Genomic DNA, 16,806 nt, shown 5'->3' on the forward strand with positions numbered 1-16,806 from the left:
ATATAATTTAGATGTTATTTTATATTTAAATATAAATAGGTAGGTGATTGATATGCCTAAAAAAATAAATAAAAATAAATTTATTAAATATACATCTTTAACAATGTCATCAATAATAGGAGTAATTCCTATTATTTTATTGAATAATAAGTTTGAATCTAATGCTATTTTGCAAAATTCTTATTCAATTAAGTCCTTAATTCCAACAATAAATGTAGTAGAAAAGAAAGATACTATAACTGGACAAACAATATATTCAGGAACTTATAACAATATTGAATATCGTTTTAATATAAATGACCAAAAGAATTCTAATATTGGATATGTTTATGGTGTAGATGATTCTAGCAATATTGGTAATCAATTGACTATATGTGATCAACTAAATGTAATTTTTCCACAAAATAGCGGAATACCAAATAAAACTTTTAATATAACCACAATTTATGATAAAGCATTTGCTGGGAAACAATTAGGGAATGTAACTTTAAATTTAGGAAATAATATTCAAATAATAGGAGAGGAAGCTTTTCAAGGTGCTTTATTTAAAAATATTATATTTCCAGGTCAATATACATTACCTAATCAAGGAGTTGTAATTAACAATAACCAAATTAAACAAATCAAGAAAAATGCTTTTAATGGTACTTGGGGAATACCAAGAATTATAGTTTTGAAACAAGGAATTGAGAAAATAGAACAAAATGGATTTAATGCCCCTGTAGGTAAAAGAGTAATATATTATTCAACTCTAGATAAAAATAAAATTCAACCACAAGTAGCTTTTGGAAATCAAATTGATTCTATTGAAGTTTTAGAAACCAAATTCAAAGATGCTACATATGCATACAATAATAAACAATATATTAAAGTTGATGTAGAAGATTTAAGCAGCAATCAATCTTTTGTAACTGAAAATCAAATTAAAACATATATATTAAACAATATGGATTTATTCTTTGAAAACTATCCATTGAATTCAAATCATGCAAATGATATTACCTCTAATAACATATCTTTTGCTTTAAAAAGAGATAATAATAATAAAAATATATACATTGAAGATTTATCATTAAATTACTATAATGATTCTAATGGTAACATCATTTATAACTCTTCATCATATAAACCATTTGGAAATATTTTATTATCACAACAAATAAAAGCAACACAGCCTATTTCTGTAATCGAAGCCAAAGATGTGGATTATAATTGAACCAACCAAGTATTAACTAATGATTTTATTTTATCAACAAATTGACAACAAAAAATATTTGATAATATCGGCATATTTGTTAATGGTGATTATTTGATAACTTCAATTAATAATATCGCTGTAATAGGCGCTCCTATTATTGAAAATGAAACAACTTTAAAAATAAATTGAACAATAAAAGCAGGGTCTTGATATGATCAAAATGGTAATACACCTTCTAATGATTTAACAATTGAAACTAGAATTATTAATTTTAATAGAAAAAATGCAACAGTAATTAAAAATCCTATTTATGCTTCTAGTTTAGATGCTAGTTGGACATCTGTAGAAGCAAAAGATGCATTAAATCTAATTACTAGTGATTTTATATACAATAATTTAAATCTCTTTTTTACTGGAAATCACAACATTATCAATTCCAATAATATTGAAATAGTTAATAAAAGTGTTTCTAATAATTCTATTAATTTAACAATCAAATTAGTTGCTGGTTCTTGATATGATGAAAATAATAAATTAGGTCAAATTACTAAAAATTTTACAACCACAATATTAGGTTTTAAAAGTCCGACAACTAAAATAGAAACTAAAGTAATTAATCCTATTTATGCTTCTAGTTTGGGATTAAATAGCTTAAATGCTACAACAGCCAAAAATTCAATAGATGAAAATTTTATTTATAATAATATATCTAAATTTTTATCAGGATCATATGAAATAACAAATGAAAACCAAATTAAAATAATATCTAAAGAAATAGATTCACGAGTTTCTACTACAATAAGACTAACATTTACATTAGAAGCTAATACTTGATATGAATCAACTGGTCAATTAGGAAATGGCATTTTAACATTAAATACAGCAATAATTAATTTTAAAAAAGATAAACAAAAGGCTGAAACTAAAATTATTAATCCAATTAGTGCGAGTTTATTAGGTTGACCTAATTTCGAAGCAAAAGATAAATTAGAAGAATTAACAAGTTCATATATTTATTTAAAGAAAAACATGTTTTTCTATGGTGATAATAATATAAATTCAATAAATAATATTATTATTGAATCAAAAACAATATCTAATAATTCAATTAATTTAGCAATCAAATTAGTTGCTGGTTCTTGATATGATGAACAAGGTCAATTAGGAAATTATGATAAAGAATTTAATACTATAATTCGAAATTTTAAAGGACCTAGTATTAATGTTGAAACTAAAGTTATTAATCCTATCCAAGCTTCTAATTTAGAATTTAATAATATTTCGACTGAACAAGTGAAAGATCAAATTACAAGCACATTTATTTATACTAATATAAATAAATTTCTACAAGGTTCATACCACATAACAAATGAAAACCAAATTAAAATAATATCTAAAGAAATAGATTCACAAGTTTCTACTACAATAAGACTAACATTTACATTAGAAGCTAATACTTGATATGATGAAAATGGACAATTAGGTACAAATAATAAAGAATTCACAACTGAAATTATCAATTTTTTAGAACCTACTAAAAAACAACAAACACAAATTATCAATCCAATTACAGCTTCTTCATTAAACTGAGACACATTTGAACCAAGTGAAAAAATACAAGAACTTACAAGTGAATTTATTTTTTCACAAATACAAGTATTCTTTAGTGGTGATCACGAAATAAAATCTGCAAACGATATTGAAATTATAAATACTGCTATTTCTAATAATTCTATTAATTTAACTATTAAATTAAAAACAGGTACTTGATATGATAAAAATGGTGCTTTAAGTTCTTCAACCAAATATTTTTCAACAAGAATCATAAATTTTAAACAACCTAATATAAAAAATAAAACAGAAGTAATAAATCCAATATATGCTTCTAGTTTGGGATGAACTAATTTTGAAGCTTCTCAAGTGATAGATCAAATTACTAATGAATTCATTTATAATCATATATCTCAATTTTTAACAGGATCATATGAAATAACAAATGAAAATCAAATATTAGATGTAACTACTCAAATTGAAAATGGCAAAATTAAATTATCATTTACTTTATCTGCTAAAACTTGATATGATGAAAATAATCAATTAGGAAATAATACTTTAATATTAAATACAGAAATAATTGAATTTAAGCAACCTGAAATTAAAGAAGAAACTAAAATAATAAATCCTATAGATGCAAGTTCTTTTGGTTGAGAACAATTTGAAGCTGTAAATAAATTGAACGAAATAACCGAAACATTTGTTTTTATTCATATTGATAAATTCTTTAGTGGAAATCATAATATAACTTCTATAGATCAAATTGAAATAACATCTAAAATAGTTGTAAATAATACAATTGAATTGTCAATAAAATTAAAAGCTGGAACTTGATATGATACAAATAATAAATTGGGAGATTTAGACAAATCTTTTAATACTGTGATTCAAAATTTCACACAACCTAACGTTAAAATCAAAACAGAAGCAATTAATCCCGTAGAGGCTAAAGATATTGACTTAGCTAATATTGAAGTAGAACAAGCTTATTTACAAATATCAAATGAATTTATTTTTTCTAAATTAAATAAATTTTTAACAGGATCATATGAAATAACAAATAAAAATCAAATTTTAAATATTTCAACAACTGTATCTATAGAAAATAATAAATTAATTCTAACATTTACATTAGAAGCTAATACTTGATATGATGAAAATGGACAATTAGGTACAAATAATAAAGAATTCACAACTGAAATTATCAATTTTTTTGAACCTACTAAAAAGCAACAAACACAAATTATCAATCCAATTACAGCTTCTTTACTAAACTGAGACACATTTGAACCAAGTGAAAAAATACAAGAACTTACAAGCGAATTTATTTTTTCACAAATACAAGTATTCTTTAGTGGTGATCATGAAATAAAATCTGCAAACGATATTGAAATTATAAATACTGCTATTTCTAATAATTCTATTAATTTAACTATTAGATTAAAATTAGGTACTTGATATGACGAAAATGGACAATTAGGTCAAATAGATAAAAAATTTACAACAATTATCATAAATTTTAAACAACCTAATATAAAAAATAAAACAGAAGTAATAAATCCGATATATGCTTCTAGTTTAGGATGAACTAATTTTGAAGCTTCTCAAGTGATAGATCAAATTACTAATGAATTCATTTATAATCATATATCTCAATTTTTAACAGGATCATATGAAATAACAAATGAAAATCAAATATTAAATGTAACTACTCAAATTGAAAATAATGAGATAAAAATTTCATTTACATTATTATCAGGTGCCTGATATGAACAAAATGATAAATTAGCAAATATTAATGGAATATTTACTACCAAAATAATTGAATTCAAGCAACCCGAAATTAAAGAAGAAACTAAAATAATAAATCCTATAGATGCAAGTTCTTTTGGTTGAGAACAATTTGAAGTAAATGAAAAAATAGGAGACATTTCAAATGATTTCATTTATAAATATTTATCTGCATTCTTTAAAGGAAATCATAAAATTGATTCTTCTAATTCTATTATTATTAATTCTGTTGAATTGGGAGACAATAATACAATAAACATAAACCTAAGTCTTGTTTCAGGCTCTTGATATGATGAAAAAGGTCAATTGGGTACTACAAGCAAAGATTTTACTACTGTTATAAAAGGATTTAAAGAGATTTTAAAAACAGAAATTATTGCCAACATTGATGCAAGTATTTTTGGATGATCAAATGAAGAAGCTAAAAATAAAGAATCATCAATAACATCTGACTTTATATTTTTAAATCTTTCAAACTTTTTTATAGGAGAAACTAGTAAAATAAAATTAAATGATATTACTATTGAATCTAAAAAAGTGAATATTAATTCAATTGAAATTAACATTACTTTAGCTGCAGGATCTTTTTATTCAGAAGATAATGTTTTATCTACAACAAACAAAACATTTACAACTATTATTAATAATTTCAAAATTTTCAAAAAAACTGAAGTAATTTCTCCAATAAGACCCATCAAGTTTGATTGAAATAATTTTGATAATGACAAAAGTCAATATATAGGTTATATTGACAACAATTTTATATTTAAATATTTAAATTGTTTTATTTCGGGAGATCATAATATAACATCTGCTGATCAAATTACAAATGTGCAAGCTGAAATATTGAATAATGATATTAAAATTTCATTTTCATTAGCTGCAGGTTCTTTTTATTCAGAAGATAATGTTTTATCTACAACTAGTCAAGAATTTAATTCATTAATTACAAATGCATCATTAATATGACGTAATTGATGGTCTACAACATTACTTTGTGCCGCATCTGCAATAGTTTCTTTAGGTATTGTTTACTTAATTATTAGGATCCTTAAAAAGGCAAACAAAATAAAATAAACTTATTTTGTGATATATTAATTCAAAATTAACATTTATTAAATAAAACAGTTATTGTCAATTATTCTCATGTATTAAAATTCATTTAGCAATATCTTTATTTACTAATTCTTTATTTTTATTATTTAAAACAAAAGGTGAACTATTACAAAATTTAATTGAATAAATTTTTGAATTATATTCAAATAAAAAATATGAATCTTTGAATAATTTACCTTTTTTTGGTCTTAGTATAATTAATCCTTGAAATGTAATATCATGCTCTAAAGATATTTTTTCATTTATTTTTCAATAGTATTCTAATTTAGATTTTGATTGATTTAATAAACTCTTATCAAAAATTTTGATATCTCATTCACTAGAATCATATAAATCATCTTTTCTATGTACAAAATTTAATGAAAATATTATATTTAGTAAGTACAACTGACTAAATACATATAAAATTCCAGATATTATTGGTATAGCCACAAATCTAGAAGAAAAAGAATATTTAAAAATAGAATTAGAAAATGAAGGTAAAACTATAAGCATTGTTAATGCAATTATCAAACAACAATTATAAAGAAATGTGTTATCAAATTTTTTTTTATAAAAATACAAATAAACAATAATTAATGTAATAATTATATTTAAAATTCCAATAACAGATTTAACACATATTTCAATTATGTCTTGATTTATGTTTAATTCAGGATTATTAATGTTCACATAAAGCACAACATTATATGATCCTATATAGGTTAATAGAAAAATAAAACAAATTATTGCACTAATTCAAAATAAATTTTTAAATAATCTTATATCTTGCCCTCAATAAGCGCAAAAATATTCTCTTGTACTTGTTGCATAAATTACAGGATTTTTATTATTTTTCAACATATTTTCTCAACTCACATTTCAAAATAGCAATTGCTGGATTTGAGAATATTCTTGCTTGTGTCCCATCCCCCAAAATTGCTTTTGCTTTTGCTCCATATTCAACATTAGATTTAATTGAAATTGATTATTATTATCCAAATCTAAATTTATAGGATCAAAACTTGCATAACAACCTCTAGATGTTATTAAGTTATAATAATCATCATATAAAATTTTGCTCTTATTATAATCAAAATCTATTTTTTTATTTATCGGTATTTAATTTGGTAACTTTATAATTGATATTCGAAAACTTTAAATCTTTATGCTGCTTCACCTTTTGTAGAATACACTATAATATTAAATAAAAATATTGTGAGACCGTGATAACATGCCAAATATTATTTTAAAAATTAATGATAAAGATATTAGTAATGATGATGTACTTATGACATTTTCAGAAATTAGTAGAAAAGATAAAAAATTAAAATATAAAGATATTATTGATTTTTCTCTTAAGAATTTGTTAAAAAATAAAAATTCATTAAGAAAGAATTTAATAGAATTTGAAAATATACTAAATACAATTCCTAAAAATATTAAATTTTATTATCTTTGGAAAAAATCTCCATCTTTTAGAAGCATTGATGTCAATAATCCCATTAAAAATTTATGTATTGTAATTAAAACAAAAGATTACATTAATGATTACAATGTTATATCTTTATATGTAAACATTGAAATTAAAAATTATGAAAAGAAAGAATTCTATTTTTATTTAAATAGAATTGAGTTCCTAGATGATAATCTAAAGACTAACGAAACTTTTGAAGATGATTTAACATTTAATTTTGATTTTACTGAGAACGAGCATCAGCCAACTTATATTTATGATATTGAAAAGTTTGTACGACAAGCAAAACCATGTTTTGATAATGATGATTATAATACACAAGATAAATTGCTTCTAAATAACTGAGAAAACTTCCTTCGTTTGCTTTTTGATTTTTATGTGCAAAAAAATACAAATGAAGAAGCTCACAATAAATTATTTCTATTTCAAAATGAATTATTTTTAGCATCCAAAACTAGAATATCAAATTTTGATAAAAACCTATTTTTATCAATAGATAATGAAATAAAAGAAAACTATCAAATTAAATCTATTAGTACAAATGAAATTAAGAAAGATAATTTATTTCAACAAAAATTAAATAGTAATCAACAAGAAATTAATAGTAAAAAGAATGAAATTAACACATTAGAAGATTCACTAAATAAAGTGAATGATGAAATAAAAAAATACAATAATAAAATAAGTAATTTAAATAGTGAAATCCAAAATATTAAATCTTTTATAAAAGAGAAGGAACAAAATCTTCATGAACTAGAAAGAAAAATTGAAAAATTAAAAAAAGAGAAAAAAGATGTTTCTGATCTTAAAGAAAATATTAATAAAATTGAAATAACAATCAAAAATTATAAAGAAAAATTAACATCTTTAAATGATGCTTTAAGTAATGATGAAAAAAGTTTGCAAATAAAAAAATCTCAAACATCAAGTTGAGAAAATAATCGCCATAAATTATCTAGTGAAATCCAAATTTTAGAAACAGAGATTCAAAGATTAGACAACTTTTCTAATCATTTAAATTCTTACAATTTAAATTTGATATATAAAGTTTCTATATCTTTAGATAACGATAAAAATGATTGTAAAAGTTTATTAGAAGATATTTTACAAACTAGTGATTATAATGATTGAATCTCAATTGACAGTAATCAAAAAGCTACTATTGCAAAAATAAAAAGATATTATTTTTCCACCAAACAATTAAATGATGGATATTATAAAAATTACAATTTATTTTATTCAATAAAAAATCCTTCACATATTGAAGGTTTTAAAAATAAGATACCTAATAGTGTTTTAACAAAATATAAGTTAAATGAAAAGCAACAATCTGCTGTAAATAAAGCAATTAATGCAAATGATTTATTTTATTTACAAGGTCCTCCGGGAACGGGAAAAACACAAACACTTTGTGCAATAACTGAATCTATTATTTATAAAAATAAAAATTTGGCTATGTGTTCTTCAACCCATGAAGCAATAGATAATTTTTTAGAAAGATTATATTCATTTAATAAAGATAATCCCAATCTTGTGATCTTTAAATATAGATTTAATAATTTTGAAGATAAAAAAGAAAATAAATCTTTATTTTCACAAACATCACTATTTAAAAATTTTAAAAATTCCATTTATTCATTTGTAATTAAAGAAAAACAACAAGGCGCTTGTAAAGAATTTATAGAAAAATATGGAGATTCAAAACCTGAATTCTTAAGTGATAAGAAAAAAATAAAATTACCTTTTTCTTACTTGAGAATAATTCAAAATAACTTGAATTATTTTAATAATAATTTACATTTATTAAGAAATAATGATGAAGATTTTGTGTTCCCATTTCGAGATTATTTTATAGGTTCAGAAACAACAATTTTACAAACAGATATTGATTATTGTGTAAAGTGAATGGAAAAACGATATGAAAATCTCAAGAGACAAGATAAAGAAGAGTATGACAAATTAATTTTATTTGACAAAGCTGTTGATGAATTATCTATAAATAATTTTAATTTTAATTTCTTGGAAGATAATATTATTCAAAAATTTTATTATGATAATAATAAGAAAAACATTTTGCAGGAAAAATTTTCAACAATAAAATCAAAATTTAAATCTAATGATTTTGACATATTAGAAACAAAATTTTTAGATTTTATTATGGAAAATAATTTAATTAATGTTATAGGTATGACTACATCTTCTAGACAATCAATAGAAATAAATAATATTAAAAAGAATTTATTTAGTGATTATTCAATTGATGTAATGTTAATTGATGAAATTTCAAAATCATCAACTCCTGAAATTTTATCTAAAGTAGTTTTATCTAAAAAAACTATTTTATCAGGTGATTATTTACAATTACCTCCTTCACCTGAATTTAATTCAGATGAAGAATTAGAAAAATTATTAAATTTTATGATTGATAATCTTCATAAGCAATATATTAAAAAAATTGCAAATTGAATGAATTTAGATTTAAATCCGAATAATGAAGATAAAAACTCTTGGTCAAATAAGCAAATTAAAATAATGAAAAATAATATTGAAGATTTATTTAAAAAATCTTTTTTTGTAATTCAAGTAAATAAAATAAAAAATTATAACTCTATTGGTTTTAATAAAAGATCTTATGAATTCTTACAAGAATCTTGAAGATTTTCAGGGCAAATATTAAAATTAGTCAACATCATATATGACAAAAATGAACAGTTAATCAAAGTATTTGATATCAAAAATAAATATGATTTAAAAATGAATAACAAAAACTTAAACAACGAGTTAGTTATGATAGATTATTCAAATTTTGATTCTCAATTTTTTCAACAATTTCATAAAATAAATTTGAAAAATAATGAAAATATTGATTCTTTTGATCAACAAGGAAAATGTATTCCTTTATTAAATAATAATGCTCTGGAAAATTTAACTAATAATTCTTTATATAATCAATATTCAGCTTTAATTATAATAAATATAATAAATAAACTTATATCTCAAAATCAACAAAAATTTAATGATATCAAAATTGGTGTTATCACTCTAACCAAATCACAAAAAAATGTTATAAAAAAATATAGAGATATTTTTATAAAACAAGAAAATAGAAAATACATAAAGATAGATACTATAGATAATTTCCAAGGAAGAGAAGAAGAAATAATTATTGTTGATTTTATAAGAGGAAAGAATAAATTTAATGATGCAAAATTCGAAATTAGTAAAAAAAGAAATCTGTCTTTTTTAGAAGAAGTTGAAAGAATAAATGTGGCTATATCTAGAGCAAAATCTAAATTAATTATTTTAGGAGCATTTACTGGATATTTAAATGAACGAAGCATACAAAAATATGGTTATTTATTCAAAAAATATTATGATGAATGTAAAGATTTAGATTCATCATATTGTTTATTTAAATGAGATGGAGGAGATTTATAATGAAATTAAAATTTGTCAAACCATATTCTCTTTATCATTTAAGTTTTCATTTTAGAAAACAAAGAAATTTACAAGAATTAGAAGCAATATTATTAACATCCATTCATTATTCCAAAGACAATAAATCTTTGGAAATTACAAAATATTTGGAACAAACTTTAAATTTAAGTCCTACAAAATGATCTGAATTTGTTTATTCCATTTTAAATAATATGAATGGTAATGAAATTAGTTTTCCAAATGATATATCATTCCAAAACTTGCTTGTGGGTGATATTGTAATAGATAAACAAATACAAAATTATATTGACAAAGATAAATTTTATGGAATGCAACCAAAAGATGAAGTTAAACAAGAAGAATTTTTAGTTGATTTACAAAACACTAATTATATTTTCAAAAAAAATAATATTCCTATCATTAATGTTTCCAACTTAAGTAAAGAATTAATCGCTGTTTATGAAAAAAACAAAGAAGAAAATAAAAATAAGTGCATTGAAGAAATGTTGAAGGATAAAAGTGATGCTATTCTTAAAGATGTAGAAGATATAAACGACCAAGATGATTATTTTAAAAATATTGTTTTTTCAAATTTTCAAAATGAATTTGAATGTTCCAAAATAGATTTCGAAAATAATAATATTGAAATACCTAATAAATCATTTTATGAATTTATAGAAAAAATGGTCCAATTTAATACATTAAATATTGTTTTAAGATATTTTGAAAAAGATATCAATAAGAATAGTGAATTATTTCCACACATAGGCACAACAAGGGTAGAAAAACCTATATTAGATATTAATGATTATAAAGACATTATTAAAACGGTTACAAAAAATAATGAATTATTAAATCAAAACAAAAATATAGGTATATATCAACATGAAATTTGCGTGTTTGATTCAAAAGAAGAAATTTTTAAAATAAATAATGATGATTTATTGAAATTTAAAATGAAGAAAATATATTATTCTGTTCTAAATGATAGAGAATATTTCAATGAATTAATTAATCAAACTATTAACTCAATTAATTGACTTAATTGATTAAAAGCAACTAATAATGAAACTCAAAAATCTATTATAAAACAATATATTTTTGATAATTACATTGAATTATCTCAATCACAAGATTACAAAGAATTTATAATCAATAACTTTGATCATATTGAAGATATTAAATTAGAATGAATATTTAGTAGTTTAATAAATATGGAAGAATTTAAAAAACTGACAAAAATTAACAATACTAAAATAATTGAAATGTTAAATTCATCCAAAATTGATTCATTAACTAATTCAGACAATAATGGGGTTAATAAAATTAACTACTTATATAGTGAATGTGACTATAGTATAGAAAATTTAAATAAGAATATAAAAGAAGTTAAAGAAGAATTAGAATTAATTAATGAAATAAACAAATTAAAAGATACAAATGATCTTAAATTAATAAATGATGCCATAAAACTTTCGGATCAGTTAGTATTTAATGAAAATAAAGATAAATATAGTCCTTTACTAAAGACTCAATATGATGAAATTGTTAAAAATAATAAAAAATTAATAATTGAAGAATTGGAAATTCTTTACTTGAATAAAATTAGAGGAAAAATTGATAAGTTCTTTAGGCAATTGAGCGGTAATGATGATCCTAAGTCCACACTTCATGATAATTTAATAATTATTGAAAAGAAACAAAAACTTGATAAAAATATAATAGAAAAATTTCATTGAATAAAAAGAGAGAGAAATAAATTCTCTCATAAAGAGAAAGAAGAAATTGAAAAAGAACTATTTAAATTTAAGTTAAATGAATTACAAGAATATTTAGATAAATGAAAAGAAGTTATTGCAATTATGGAAAGGATTACAAATGAGTCATTCAATTAGTGTCACTATTCAGCATGTTGATTTATATATAAAAAACTGTGACACTTTAATTAATGAATTAAAAAAAGATAAAGAAAGAATAAAGGGAAAATATAATTCTCAATTTAAGTTTGATGATTGAATATCTAAAGTGGAAGAATTAAAGGAATTAATTAAATCGTTCATAGGAAAAGAATTTGAACAATCTTTAATGAATAAAATTAGTACAATTGAAAAAGAAGTCACTAACATAAGATACTTGTTAGAAAATACACACAATACATTAATTAATAACATTCTTAACCAAACTACTTTTAATTTTACAAGTGCTATTGCTAAATATGGAACCATGACATATGATGCTATTGATTATTTAAAGAAAAATAATATTAATATAAATGATGAAAATTTTGAAAAAGCGATATCTGAGATTAGACATGAACTTATCAAAGAAGAGAAAAAACAAGAATATTTAACTAAAGCCAATTCTCTTATTAATGAATCTGAATTATCAGATGAAGTAAAATTGCTTTTAAAACAAGAAATAAGATCTGCTAAAACTTCCCAAGAAATTTCTGATGTTTTACCATTGATTGAATCCAAAAAAAGTGAAAATGATAGATTAGTAATGATGTATAAAGAATTTAATAAAAAATTAAAAGAAGAAGGTTTTACAATTAATAAAAATAAAATAAAACAACTTGGAGTTGATTCATATTCAAACATGTATATTAAATATTCAATGATAAATCCTTCAAGAAATTCAATAGATATTATTATGAATTCAGATGGAAAGATAAAGTATAAATTAGGAAACTATGTAGGTCATATGTGTAATAAAACATCTGAACAATTAATTAATAAATTAAGAAAAGATGGTTGGTCTGTAGCAATTAATTCAATTAAAAGAGATATAAGTAATTCAAGGCAATTAGTGATGGAAAGAGAGTTAAAATAATGAGTTTTTACAAAAGTTTAGAAAAGCTGTGAATTAAAATTCAGCAAAAAAATATAGTATTAGTCACAGGAAATGTTGATGATTTAATTCCAACTAGTTCTAAAAGTTATAAAGAATTAATTGATACTCATAGTTCTGATTCTTCATTTATAGATCTTACAAAATTTTTATCAATTAAATCTTTTCAAGATTTTACAAATGTAAATGTATTTAGTTATTTTTCACCAAAACAAGGTATTGTACTAATTTCAAAAGAGAATCCGGATATTATAACAAAACCAAAAAACAATAATCAACAAGATGAAGAAAATGAAAATTTTTTTGAGGAACATAATGGTGTTGAGTCGCTAGATGAATATATTGAATGAATTAGTACTCAATTATCAGATACCAAAAACAATTATGATAGATCTAATAAATCAATCTTTGTTTTAAATTTTTCAGATATTTTATTAAATCAAAACACTTCTAACTTAGTCATGCTAAAGCTCTCAGAACTATTAGAAGCTTTTATAGAATTTAAAAAAACATCATCTAATAAATTTAAAAATGATTATTATAAATTAGTAATTATTGCCAGAAATTCGAATGTAGTAAATTCTTTAATGACTAATAATGTTGAATTTGCTTCTATAAATATTGCTAAACCAAATAAAGATGAAAGAGAAGAATTTTTCAAATTATATGGAAATAAATTCACAAATTTAAAAGATACAATTGGTGATTATGATCATTATGATTTTAAAAATGCTATTTCTATTTCTAGTGGATTATCTTTTAGAGAAATGCTCCAACTTTCAAAATTAAATATAAATGATAATTTAGGAAAAGAATTTACATTTTCTGAATTATATAAATTAGCAACTTTTTTTAAAAAAGATTCTGAATGAGAAAAAATAGATGTTAACAAAATGGCCAATATTGAAAAAATATTATCTGAAAGAGTTAAGGGCCAAGATAAAGCAATTCAAAAAGTTAAAAAAACTTTAATTAGAAGTTTTATAGGTATGAATGGAATATTACATTCAGTTGATAATAATAAACCTAAAGGTATATTGTTTTTTGCAGGTCCTACAGGTACTGGTAAAACTGAATTAGCTAAGTCAATATCACAATTTATATTTGATGATGAAAATAGAATTATTAGATTTGATATGAGTGAATTTAATCATGAACATAGTGATCAAAGATTAATTGGAGCCCCTCCAGGATATGTGGGTTATGATGCTGGTGGTGAATTAACAAACAAGGTAAAAGAAAATCCTTTTTCTATATTGCTTTTTGACGAAATTGAAAAAGCTCATGGAAAAATTTTAGATAAATTCTTACAAATATTAGAAGATGGTAGATTAACATCTTCTCAAGGTGAAATTGTTGATTTTGGTCAAACTTTCATAATCTTTACATCTAATATTGGTTCTAGAACAGCCAATCCTTCATTAAATCCTGATGAACTTGAAAAACATTTTATAAAAAATGTGACTGAATATTTTAGAGATACATTAAATCGTCCTGAAATATTAAATAGAATTGGTGATAAAAATATTGTTGCTTTTAATTTTATTAAAGATATAAATATTGTTAAAGATATTGTTAGTTCTAAAATAAATAAGATTAAATCTAATATCATGAAAGAAAAAAATATTGATTTACAATATGATGATGAATTTATACACAATATCTCAGAAGTTTTACACACAAACTTTAAAAAAGAATTTGGTGGTAGAGGAATTGTTACTGAATTAGAAACTATTTTAATTGATACTTTAGTAGAATTTATTTTCAATAACTATTCACAATTTAATAAATCTTTAATGGAAAATAATGTTATAAAAGTACAAATGATAATGGTTGATCAAAAAGTAACTTATAAAATAATATAACTATACTTTATTCAAAATTCTTTATTCATGAAAAAGCTATAATCTACAATTCTTATATATAAACCAAGTATTAAATATATTTATTTAATATTCTTTTTTTGTATATATGCAGCAATGGCTATCATTGCCCCATTATCAGTTGAATATTTTAAAGATGGTATAAGTGCATTAGAATGTAATTTTAAAAATTGCTCTCTTAAATAACTATTAGCACTAACACCACCAGATAAAATGATAGATTTTGGTTGATATTTAGATATAGCTAGTTTTACTTTTGAAATAATAAAATCTATTGTTTGTTGTTGGAATACATAAGCTAATTCTGTTTTATTAATAGAATCAGATTTAGATAAATTCATAATTTGTGTTTTATATCCACTAAAAGAAAAATCTAATTCTTGCTCCAATTTGGGGTTTAATAATTTGATATTAGTAGATATTTTGTTTCTATTATCTTGAAATATTTGATCTATCACAGGCCCACCAGGAAATTGGTTGAATAAAACTCTTGCCACTTTATCATATACTTCTCCTGCAGCATCATCTTGAGTTTGCCCTATAAGTTGAATATCTTGTGAATTATTTAATAAATATAAATTTGTATGTCCTCCAGATACTACAAGAGCTATAGATGGATATTCTATATTTTTATTAGTATCTAATAAAACAGAAAAAATATGACCATATAAATGATTAATAGGTATTAATTCTTTGTTTAAATATTTACTTAAAGCATGAGCAAATAAATAACCCATTTGTAATGATCCAATTAAACCAGGTTTTTCTGTATAAGCAATTGCATCGATAGTATTCAAATCAAATTCTTTTTTAATTTCTTCTAATAAAATATAATAATTTTGAAAATGTTCCCTAGAAGCAATTTCAGGGATAGTTCCACCATATTTTTTATGAATATCTATTTGAGAAATTTTATGAAAAAATAAAACTTGTTGATTTTCTATTAAAGCAATAGATGTATCATCATGAGATGATTCAATTCCTAGAATTTTCATTATTATTTTTTAATTTCTCCTATTTGTGGTTGTGAAGCATATGTGGGCTGTAAATTTTCTAGTGAAGATAAAGTAAAAGTATTAAGAAATTTATCAAAATTGCTTAATAATAAATCATAATTGATTTGACTTTCTTTAGCATGCTTGTTAACAATTTTTACTGATTTATTAGTCAATAAATATGATTTATTTTTAGTTGCAAAAATAAAAAATTTTCGTTGAAAAAACTTTTTATTTAAAGATGATAATAATGAATATGTATTAGTAGTATATATTTTAATTTTATTATTTAATTGAGCTAAAGTTCTTACATATAATAAAGCTATTCTTGCTCCAGTAAAAGATCCCGGACCTAAATTAATGTATATATTATGAATATTGTGTAAATTAGGAACATTTTCAAAAAATTTTATTATTTCTTCTACCTTATATTTGGTTTCAATGTTGCTGGAAAATATAACTTTATTGTTTTCTATTAATGCTGCTATAAATCTTGATTGAGATGAATCAATAAATAACTTCATT

Annotated in this window: 8 protein-coding genes; 5 read left to right on the plus strand and 3 right to left on the minus strand. The window is 22.0% G+C overall.

Annotated features, from left to right (window positions below; genetic code table 4):
- Positions 1 to 52 precede the first annotated feature (52 nt).
- Complete coding sequence (locus ACJA29_RS03500; protein ID WP_406602507.1) at positions 53 to 5,620, plus strand: hypothetical protein; 5,568 nt, start codon at positions 53 to 55, stop codon at positions 5,618 to 5,620.
- Between the two features lie 51 nt (positions 5,621 to 5,671).
- Here ACJA29_RS03500 and ACJA29_RS03505 read toward each other — a convergent pair whose 3' ends face one another.
- On the minus strand, positions 5,672 to 6,598 hold the full coding sequence (locus ACJA29_RS03505) for a hypothetical protein (protein ID WP_406602508.1): 927 nt from the start codon (positions 6,596 to 6,598) through the stop codon (positions 5,672 to 5,674).
- Between the two features lie 274 nt (positions 6,599 to 6,872).
- Between ACJA29_RS03505 and ACJA29_RS03510 the strand changes: the two genes are divergently transcribed.
- Genes ACJA29_RS03510 through ACJA29_RS03525 form a run of 4 tightly spaced genes read left to right on the plus strand, consistent with a single transcriptional unit; the run spans position 6,873 to position 15,268 of the window.
- The gene (locus ACJA29_RS03510) at positions 6,873 to 10,553 is read left to right on the plus strand and encodes an AAA domain-containing protein (RefSeq protein WP_406602509.1); all 3,681 of its coding nucleotides are present in this window, start codon (positions 6,873 to 6,875) and stop codon (positions 10,551 to 10,553) included.
- Positions 10,553 to 12,448 carry a hypothetical protein gene (locus ACJA29_RS03515; protein ID WP_406602510.1) on the plus strand — a complete coding sequence of 632 codons (1,896 nt, stop codon included), beginning with the start codon at positions 10,553 to 10,555 and terminating at the stop codon, positions 12,446 to 12,448. The genes ACJA29_RS03510 and ACJA29_RS03515 overlap by 1 nt, the downstream gene beginning before the upstream one ends.
- Positions 12,432 to 13,385, plus strand: a complete 954-nt coding sequence (locus ACJA29_RS03520) for a hypothetical protein (RefSeq protein ID WP_406602511.1) — start codon at positions 12,432 to 12,434, stop codon at positions 13,383 to 13,385. The genes ACJA29_RS03515 and ACJA29_RS03520 overlap by 17 nt, the downstream gene beginning before the upstream one ends.
- On the plus strand, positions 13,385 to 15,268 hold the full coding sequence (locus ACJA29_RS03525; RefSeq protein WP_406602512.1) for an AAA family ATPase: 1,884 nt from the start codon (positions 13,385 to 13,387) through the stop codon (positions 15,266 to 15,268). Before ACJA29_RS03520 ends, ACJA29_RS03525 begins: the two co-directional genes overlap by 1 nt.
- Positions 15,269 to 15,348: 80 nt before the next feature.
- Here ACJA29_RS03525 and tsaD read toward each other — a convergent pair whose 3' ends face one another.
- Positions 15,349 to 16,281 (minus strand): tRNA (adenosine(37)-N6)-threonylcarbamoyltransferase complex transferase subunit TsaD, encoded by a 933-nt coding sequence (gene tsaD / locus ACJA29_RS03530; protein WP_406602513.1) that lies wholly within the window; start codon positions 16,279 to 16,281, stop codon positions 15,349 to 15,351.
- Positions 16,282 to 16,283: 2 nt separating this feature from the next.
- Positions 16,284 to 16,805, minus strand: a complete 522-nt coding sequence (locus tag ACJA29_RS03535; RefSeq protein ID WP_406602514.1) for a hypothetical protein — start codon at positions 16,803 to 16,805, stop codon at positions 16,284 to 16,286.
- Between the last annotated feature and the right edge of the window lies 1 nt (position 16,806).

This window comes from Metamycoplasma sualvi, assembly GCF_045276925.1.
Lineage (GTDB): Bacteria > Bacillota_I > Bacilli_A > Mycoplasmatales > Metamycoplasmataceae > UBA710.